The organism is Enterococcus columbae DSM 7374 = ATCC 51263, from assembly GCF_000406925.1.
Classification (GTDB): Bacteria; Bacillota; Bacilli; order Lactobacillales; family Enterococcaceae; genus Enterococcus_E; species Enterococcus_E columbae.
Map to the genome: position 1 here is coordinate 172,961 of NZ_KE136348.1, position 7,776 is coordinate 180,736.

At 36.6% G+C, this 7,776-nt stretch carries 8 protein-coding genes and 1 other annotated feature; of the genes, 1 reads left to right on the plus strand and 7 read right to left on the minus strand.

Features of this window, described 5'->3' with window-relative positions; translation table 11 throughout:
- Positions 1-7: 7 nt before the first annotated feature.
- The 7 genes from RK02_RS05790 to relB form a co-directional block, all read right to left on the minus strand.
- On the minus strand, positions 8-2,860 hold the full coding sequence (locus tag RK02_RS05790) for a sigma-54-dependent transcriptional regulator (RefSeq protein ID WP_016183317.1): 2,853 nt from the start codon (positions 2,858-2,860) through the stop codon (positions 8-10).
- A gap of 79 nt (positions 2,861-2,939) precedes the next feature.
- Positions 2,940-3,488 carry a GNAT family N-acetyltransferase gene (locus RK02_RS05795; RefSeq protein WP_016183318.1) on the minus strand — a complete coding sequence of 183 codons (549 nt, stop codon included), beginning with the start codon at positions 3,486-3,488 and terminating at the stop codon, positions 2,940-2,942.
- A gap of 349 nt (positions 3,489-3,837) precedes the next feature.
- On the minus strand, positions 3,838-4,122 hold the full coding sequence (gene rpmA / locus RK02_RS05800) for a 50S ribosomal protein L27 (protein ID WP_016183319.1): 285 nt from the start codon (positions 4,120-4,122) through the stop codon (positions 3,838-3,840).
- Positions 4,123-4,134: 12 nt separating this feature from the next.
- Positions 4,135-4,479 carry a ribosomal-processing cysteine protease Prp gene (locus RK02_RS05805; RefSeq protein WP_016183320.1) on the minus strand — a complete coding sequence of 115 codons (345 nt, stop codon included), beginning with the start codon at positions 4,477-4,479 and terminating at the stop codon, positions 4,135-4,137.
- A gap of 22 nt (positions 4,480-4,501) precedes the next feature.
- On the minus strand, positions 4,502-4,810 hold the full coding sequence (rplU, locus tag RK02_RS05810) for a 50S ribosomal protein L21 (RefSeq protein WP_016183321.1): 309 nt from the start codon (positions 4,808-4,810) through the stop codon (positions 4,502-4,504).
- Positions 4,811-4,829: 19 nt separating this feature from the next.
- Positions 4,830-4,901: a sequence feature (ribosomal protein L21 leader region), on the minus strand.
- 150 nt (positions 4,902-5,051) lie between these two features.
- Positions 5,052-5,303, minus strand: coding sequence for a type II toxin-antitoxin system RelE family toxin (locus RK02_RS05815; RefSeq protein ID WP_016183322.1), 252 nt, complete (start codon positions 5,301-5,303; stop codon positions 5,052-5,054).
- 2 nt (positions 5,304-5,305) lie between these two features.
- On the minus strand, positions 5,306-5,617 hold the full coding sequence (gene relB, locus RK02_RS05820; RefSeq protein WP_018451626.1) for a type II toxin-antitoxin system RelB family antitoxin: 312 nt from the start codon (positions 5,615-5,617) through the stop codon (positions 5,306-5,308).
- Between the two features lie 118 nt (positions 5,618-5,735).
- Between relB and RK02_RS05825 the strand changes: the two genes are divergently transcribed.
- Positions 5,736-7,553, plus strand: coding sequence for an LTA synthase family protein (locus RK02_RS05825; RefSeq protein WP_016183324.1), 1,818 nt, complete (start codon positions 5,736-5,738; stop codon positions 7,551-7,553).
- Positions 7,554-7,776: the final 223 nt, after the last annotated feature.

Here is a 7,776-nt window from a genome sequence, read left to right on the forward strand (position 1 = left end):
TACTGTATTATTCTGTATACTGTATTCTTGCCTGGTGATTTAAAATCAGCTCTAATAAATAGTATTCTTCTACCGGTGGCAATTCAATATTAAGCATCCGAGCTAAGCTTTGTGTATATAGATGTAATTTATCATACAACGGCTCACTATGTAGCTTCTCTAAATAGTCTTCTGGCTCACTTAACGGTTTTTTCAATACATTCCGTTCAAGCATATTCCCACAATGTAAAATGAAATTAATCCGAAAACCTTTTAACTCCTCTGTAAATTGCCATTCTTGAATAATTTTATCAGCAAAGCCCCAAAGTAAATCAATGACTTTTTTCGGATTGATAAAGGTAACATTACGTTCTAAAAATTGAATGCATAAATCTCTGGTATCATCAGTCTCACTAGCTAAAGCAAGCTCCTCAGTATCAAAATCAACTAATAATTCATTATCCAACAACAATTTATCCAAAAGCTGATCAACATCAGAATCAATAAACTGCTCTAATGAAATAAAGGGTACGGGTACAGCTGGTTGGGCAATACCGGTGCTAGCAATTAGTTGATAGTGTTGCATAATTTCTGGTAAACGTTGATTAATCTCAATGATGGAGGAGGTAACAATCTCAATTTCATCATTTTGCCGTTTTTGTAGTGAAAATTCCAGAATCTCCTTGATTCGCTGCGCCGTTCCTTCACCAGAAGCACAGATAGCTAATATCGCTTTTTTCTTAGTTGTTTTTTTCGCATCAGTTTGTTCGACATGACCATACCCTCTAAAGTGCCTTAGCGAATCATAAACACTATCTAAATCAGCACCGATAACCGAAGCTTTACGGACTGCTTCTAAAACCACTGCTGTTGTCACCATATCAATCGTGCGTACTCGTACCTTCGTATCACGGAAAATTTCCTGCGAGAAGGTTGCCAATGAACCCATATCAACCAATAGTAAGACACCATTGCCATCATTGACTTCAAGTACAGCTTGTTCAATTTTTTCCAAGGCTACCTTAGGCGACATATCTAATGGCATATCAACCGCGCGCAGCTGCTCAACGCCCAAAAGCTGCGTAACCACTTCAACCATACTAGTTGCCGAGCTTTTTCCATGAGCGGCTACGACTACGCCAATTTTACCAACAGAAGGCGTTGATTTTAAGGAAACCAATAAGGCAGCTAAATAGTAATCTTCACTTTCTAAAATTTCTACTGAAAAACTTTCTTCTATTATATGACGAATTTTTTTAGCCAAGGCGAATTCTTCAGGATAGTCACTAATCATCGTACGAATATTATCATTAATATGACGTTGCTCACCTAGGTTCATTTTTTTCAGCAGACTACTAATATGTAGACTAAAGGCATAGATAAAGTTAGCCTGATAGTCAATCGCGAGCTCATTTTCTACTAGTTGATAGATTTTGCTAGTTACCTCGATGACTCGTTTGTCTACTAGTTCACTCAACTTATTTTCTGATTGAAATGAGAATTGATGATGTCGATAGAAGGATTTCAAGTGCACGTTAATATCCGTCTTGATAAAATGATTGATTGCCTCTTGATCGATTCCTTCTGCTTTTAATAAGGCTGCTTTGTCCCCAATAATATCATACAAATTATAGGGTAGCTCATAAGAATCGGTATTAATATCAATGATGCTTTCATTAGGTTGAACAATCAATTTAGGGACTAATTGCTTTTGTAACTCAGCCAATTGTTCACGCTTGTTCGCTAATACAATCAGACCACTCCGAATGCCCTCTGATAAATCGTCTAAATCAATATCAATCTGCTCTTGCTGCATATGATTTAAAAAACCACGGGCACAAATTAACTGAACATTAGATTTTAACTGACCGATATTACCAAAGCTAACACTACCAAGCAAGGCCTTCACCACATCTTCGGTCAAGGTGATTGTGCGTTGAATTCTTTTGGCTTCTTGGGCCACCATCACACGTACTAAATCAATTTGCTCGCCAGCTGGTCTTTTCTCAAAGGCCGGCAATTGAATATTAATTGGAATTCGACGTACAAAAGTATCCAGCAAAGCTGAATTTGGATCTTCGGTTGTAGCGCCAACAATCCGTACATCTGCTTGGTGCTTCTTACCAGTTTCCCCTAAACGACTATAGGTTCCATGATCCATGAAATAAAAAACCATTTCTTGACCTTCAGGTGGTAAGCGATGAATTTCATCTAAAAAGAGCATTCCACCGTCAGCCTGATCGATGACCCCTTCTTTTTCTTGATCTGCACCCGTAAAGGCACCTTTAGCATAGCCAAATAGGTGACTCATCAATAGCTCAGGGTTGTTAGCATAGTCTGCACAGTTAAAAACAATCAAATCCTTATCTTGATCAATCACTTGATGATCCTTAGCAAATTGGAACATCGCATGCGCAAAATAGGTTTTACCAGAACCGGTTGGACCAGTAATTAAACAGTTTAAACCTTTGGGAGGATATAAAATCGCTGCTTTCGCTTGCTCAATTGCATTTTTCATGCTTCCCTTTACACCAATCATTTTGGCAAAAATGTCAGGATTTTGCTGTAAATCACGCGCCTTAGCCATAGGTTTTGAAATAACTTTTTGCTCTAAAATGACTTCTTTTGCTTGCAGTTGATTAGTATTTTTAGAATGATCTGCAATCTGCACTACATAGCGAACAGGTCGACCATCTAGCTTTAACAGACGATCTTGACGGACTAATTCATTTAAATCTTTGCTTGCATTGGTTCTTTGAATAGCCAAAGCTTCAGCCACTTCATTAGTGGTAACTCCTGAAAGATTATCCATTTGTCCATTAGAAACTAAAAACGTCTGTTCATAAACATATTGATATATTCGATCCATCCGTTTGCTCATAGAACATCCTCCTTAACTTTTTATCTATAACAACTATCGGCTATTTATCTAAATTAGATAATATTATGGACTTCAATCATTACTGTGCTAATTGACTAAATGGGATAAAGTTAGCCGGCTGTTTAGGAAGCGGTGCTAATGTCTTTTGCATCCAACAAATATCATACCATTGATTAAATTTATAGCCAATCTGTTCAAACAATGCGACTTTTTTATAGCCCATTTTTTCATGGAAGGCTTCACTTTCTTGATTGCCGGCTGTAATACATGCAGTCAACTGTAACACATTTTGTCGTTTTAAGTATTGTTCTAATTGTTCGTAAAGTTTTCTACCCAGTCCTCTACCTTTAACATCCACTTTTAGATAAACAGTCACTTCAACTGACCAATCATAAGCACTTCGACCTTTATAAACTCCCGCATAAGCATAGCCTAAAATCTGCTGATTTTCATCTTCAACCACAATATATGGATAACGTTGCAAGGTGTTTTCGATTCGTTTAGCAAATTCTGCGACAGTTGGTACTTCGTATTCAAAAGTAATCGCAGTTTCCTCTACATAAGGTCGATAAATTTCAACCAAAGCCTTAGCATCGGCTACACTCGCTATTCTAAAACGTTCATTCATAACCAACTCACCTCTTTTTAAATCTCATTTTTCATTATAATATAGATTGATTCCAAAACAAAGTAGCTAAAAAATCACTATTGTTAAAATAGTGTCTGAATTCAAACGGCGAGTAGCACTCGAATTTTCTCATGTCTAAGCAAGCTACTTCACATCCTTTGGTAATCTGTGTTCGACGGGTAACTCCTTTGCATCTAAGCCGGAATGGCAAGAAAAAACTTTAAACATTTTGATTTTTCTTGTCATTCCGGACAACCTTAGCTGCTCGGAGCTGTTCTACCCGTCTCACATCCTTTATACAAAAAAACTGAGAATATTGATTGTTCAACATTCTCAGTTTAAAGTCTAATTATTTAGCTACTGGGTATACAGATACTTGTTTTTTGTCGCGACCTTTACGTTCGAAACGTACAACGCCGTCAACTTTAGCATATAAAGTATCATCTCCGCCGATACCAACGTTTACACCTGGGTAAATTTTAGTTCCACGTTGACGGTAAAGAATTGAACCACCTGTAACAGTTTGACCATCAGCACGTTTAGCACCTAAACGTTTTGCACGAGAGTCACGTCCGTTAGAAGTAGAACCTCCACCTTTTTTGTGAGCGAAGAATTGCAAATTCATTTTCAACATGAGCTGCACCTCCTAGTGATTTGTAATGGTTTGTACTTGGATATATTGTTGATATTCTTCTTGAATCGATTCTAAACCTAAAAGCAAGCTTTCAAGTAAAATCTGAGCGACATTTTTTTGCTCTTGAGTCAAATCTTCAGAAATCGTTGCTTGTAAAAAGCCACCGTTCTCTTGATCTGCTTCAACCTGCATCTTTACGCCTGCCAATGAAGCGACACTATTAATCGCATTTAAGCTCAAAGCACTCACAGCCGCACAGACGACATCTTCGCCATATGCTCCTGCACCAGCATGACCGGTAATACGAAATTGGTGTATCGTTCCAGATTCTATTCGGTAAAAAGTACCTTTAATCATCAACTAATCCTTCTTTGTCTAATTATGCGTTAATTGCTTCGATAACCACTTTAGTGTATGGTTGACGATGACCTTGTTTGCGGTGTGAATGTTTTTTAGGTTTGTATTTGAAAGTAACAACTTTCTTTTGTTTACCGTGTTTTTCAACAGTACCTACAACAGTTGCACCAGCTACTAAAGGAGTTCCAACTTTAGTAGATTCACCACCTACTAAAACAACTTCGTCAAAAGTAACTTTTTCGCCAGCTTCAACGTTTAATTTTTCAACGTAGATAGCTTGACCTACTTCAACCTTCACTTGTTTACCACCAGTTTTGATAATTGCGTACATGCTTAACAGCACCTCCTTTGTTTAAACTTAGACTCGCCATCGCAAGTGACTGACGTACTTAAAAACTTGGTCTGTGCGGTTGTAGCTGTGGAGCCCACAATTACAACAATAAAATCTTATCAAAAAAATAGCCGTTCGTCAATGAAAAAATGGGAGTGGAAAAAATTTTTTCCTAGATAAAAAATAGTGGAAAACTTTAGCTTAGTTCCTATAAGCGAGAAAAAAGCTAGCCTAGTTATAATCATTTATAGATTTCTTTTCGATGACCAACTTCAAAAATAAATATTGTAACTACTTCATCTTTAATCTCCGCAAATAAACGATAATCGCCAACACGGTAACGCCAGATTCCTTTAAGTGCCTTACCATGATGACGAGGATCTAATGTATCTACTAGATTTTTAATCACCCAATTTTTGATAACACGTGCGGTTTGTTTATCTAATTTTTTTAATTGCTTTACCGCAGATTCTGAAAATTCTACACGATACATTGCTAAATACCTAATATCTCCCAAACTTCTGTATGATCATATTTTTTCTCAGTTTGAGCCTTGGCTTTCGCTAATAAAATTCTTTCTTCATCCAGTTGAAAATCTTCTTCAATTTTATCTAAAACAGCCTCTCGAATAAATTGTGATAGATTTAAATTATTAGCAGTTACATAATCTCGAATTAATTTTGATTCTTCTTCGTTCACGCGTAAAGAAATGGTACTCATATTAATCACCTTCATCGTATTACTTGTAATACAATTATATTCTTTAGATTGTTTTTTATCAATTTTCCCATACCTTGCTGCAAACATCCTATCTTTTCAAATAAAATACCCGTTCGTCAATGAAAAAATGGGAGTGACAAAATTTTTCTTAGATTGCACCTCAGACTTGTCCACATTATAATGAGAGAAAGAGAGGAGTTAAAAAATGTTTTGGCAATTATTTTGTTACTTTTTGATAGGAAGCTTATTTACACTGCTTGATTGGGCGCTTTTTTATCTCCCTAAAAACAAACATTTATTTAGTAAATTTTTGGGATACACTATCGGCCTACAATTGGCTACTTTGACCTTTTTTCGTTTCGGTCTAAAACAAGCAGATGTATTAACCAGTCATTTATATACGCAAGGCTTCTTTTTTAAATATTTTTTAGTGGCTTGTATTTTGGGTGGAATTGTCCTTGGTGGTAAGTACTGCTGTTTACGAATTATTCCCTTCAGCTGGAAAAAACAACCATTTAGCAAGCGACAAAAATTCGCACTAGGGATTGGTCTAATTTTATTTGCATTAAGCGTAATCTTTACTTTAGGCACACACTGGTTTATTACTGCTTTTGGACGTTTAACACCTGAACAATTTATCTTTAATTTCAAATCACCAGTTAATGGTACGGCTACAGGCATGACTAGCCAAATTTTTAATACCCCAGTCTTACTTGGCTGTGATATTTTTTTCCTATTTATTTTACTGTGCAATCTGGCCAAATACGAAGGCTTTTATCAACAGAAAAAAATCTACTCGGCGAAGCTTTTACGTTTTATGCTAGCTTCAGTTACAAGTGTTTGTTTTATTTTTAGTGGCATTTACGCTATCAAAGAGTTACGATTAATTGAAGTGTATGTCGCCTACTTTGATCAATCAACATTTATCAAACAAGAGTATGTGCAGCCTAGTAAAAATCGGCTACAATTTCCACAGCGTAAGAAAAATTTAATTCATATCTATTTAGAATCTATCGAAAATTCCTATTTTGATCGTGCAAACGGTGGCTATATGACAGAAAACCTAATGCCTGATTTACTAGCGTTATCAAAGGAAGGCATCCATTTTTCTGGTACTGATACGTTCGGTGGACCTATTCAAACCTATGGATCAAGTTGGTCAGTGGCTGCTATGGTAAATATGAGCAGTGGCTTACCTTTAAAAATTCCGATGGATGGCAACAGCTATGGTAAAACCGGCCAATTCCTACCAGGTGCGGTGATGCTTGGAGACCTCTTGCATGAACAGGGCTATAATCAAACCATTATGTTTGGTGCGGATGCTGATTTCGGTGGCTTAACTAGTTTTTTCACTACTCACGGGAATTACCATATCTTTGATGTAAAATACGCTAGAAAAGCTGGACTTATCCCTGAAAATTATAACGTTTGGTGGGGCTTTGAGGACAATAAATTATATGATTTTACCAAGCAAGAGCTTACTCGCCTAGCTAGCCTACATCAGCCATTTAACTTTACCATGGAAAATGCCGATACTCATTTTCCGGATGGTTTTGTTGAACCTGAAATGAAAAAGCTTTTTGCTAGTCAATATGCTAATGTTATTTATCATTCACAAAAACAAGTTGTTGAGTTAATTCGTTGGATTCAACAACAGCCGTTTTATTCGGACACGGTAATCGTATTGACCGGTGATCATCCAAGTATGGATAAAAAATTCTTTCAAAATTTTGATCCCAAATATCAGCGAACGACCTTTAATTTAATTTTAAATGCTGATTTCCCTAATCAAAATTTTGAAACCTTCCATCGCCAATACGCGCCTTTTGATTATTTTCCAACCATTCTAGCTAGTCTGGGAGTTAAAATAAAAGACGAGCGTTTGGGCTTGGGAGTAAATCTAGCCTCTAAACAGCCTACTCTAATAGAAACGTACGGATTAAAAAAGGTGGATCGAGAACTAGCCAAAAATAGTCATTTTTACAATGATCATTTCGTTGATGAGAAAAAGCGACGTGGGTAATCTGTGTTCAGCAAGTAACTCCTTCGTCAAATAAGCTAGTCTGGTGAAAAATTTTTATAATAATATTATTTTTCCCTGACTAGATCTTATTTGCTCGGAGTTGACCGACTTGCTTCACATCCTTTGGGTAATCTGTGTTCAGTAGCTAGACATACCGAAAATTCGCCTCTCCATTGGGTAAATCTCGACACTTTTTTGATTTTCTCAATGGAGAGTAACTCTC

What these genes read in the sequence shown, in the direction of transcription:
- RK02_RS05790 (WP_016183317.1), bottom strand. Translation starts at nt 2,860, where the DNA reads ATGAGCAAACGGATGGATCGAATATATCAATATGTTTATGAACAGACG.
- RK02_RS05795 (WP_016183318.1), bottom strand. Translation starts at nt 3,488, where the DNA reads ATGAATGAACGTTTTAGAATAGCGAGTGTAGCCGATGCTAAGGCTTTG.
- rpmA (WP_016183319.1), bottom strand. Translation starts at nt 4,122, where the DNA reads ATGTTGAAAATGAATTTGCAATTCTTCGCTCACAAAAAAGGTGGAGGT.
- RK02_RS05805 (WP_016183320.1), bottom strand. Translation starts at nt 4,479, where the DNA reads ATGATTAAAGGTACTTTTTACCGAATAGAATCTGGAACGATACACCAA.
- rplU (WP_016183321.1), bottom strand. Translation starts at nt 4,810, where the DNA reads ATGTACGCAATTATCAAAACTGGTGGTAAACAAGTGAAGGTTGAAGTA.
- RK02_RS05815 (WP_016183322.1), bottom strand. Translation starts at nt 5,303, where the DNA reads ATGTATCGTGTAGAATTTTCAGAATCTGCGGTAAAGCAATTAAAAAAA.
- relB (WP_018451626.1), bottom strand. Translation starts at nt 5,617, where the DNA reads ATGTTTGCAGCAAGGTATGGGAAAATTGATAAAAAACAATCTAAAGAA.
- RK02_RS05825 (WP_016183324.1), top strand. Translation starts at nt 5,736, where the DNA reads ATGTTTTGGCAATTATTTTGTTACTTTTTGATAGGAAGCTTATTTACA.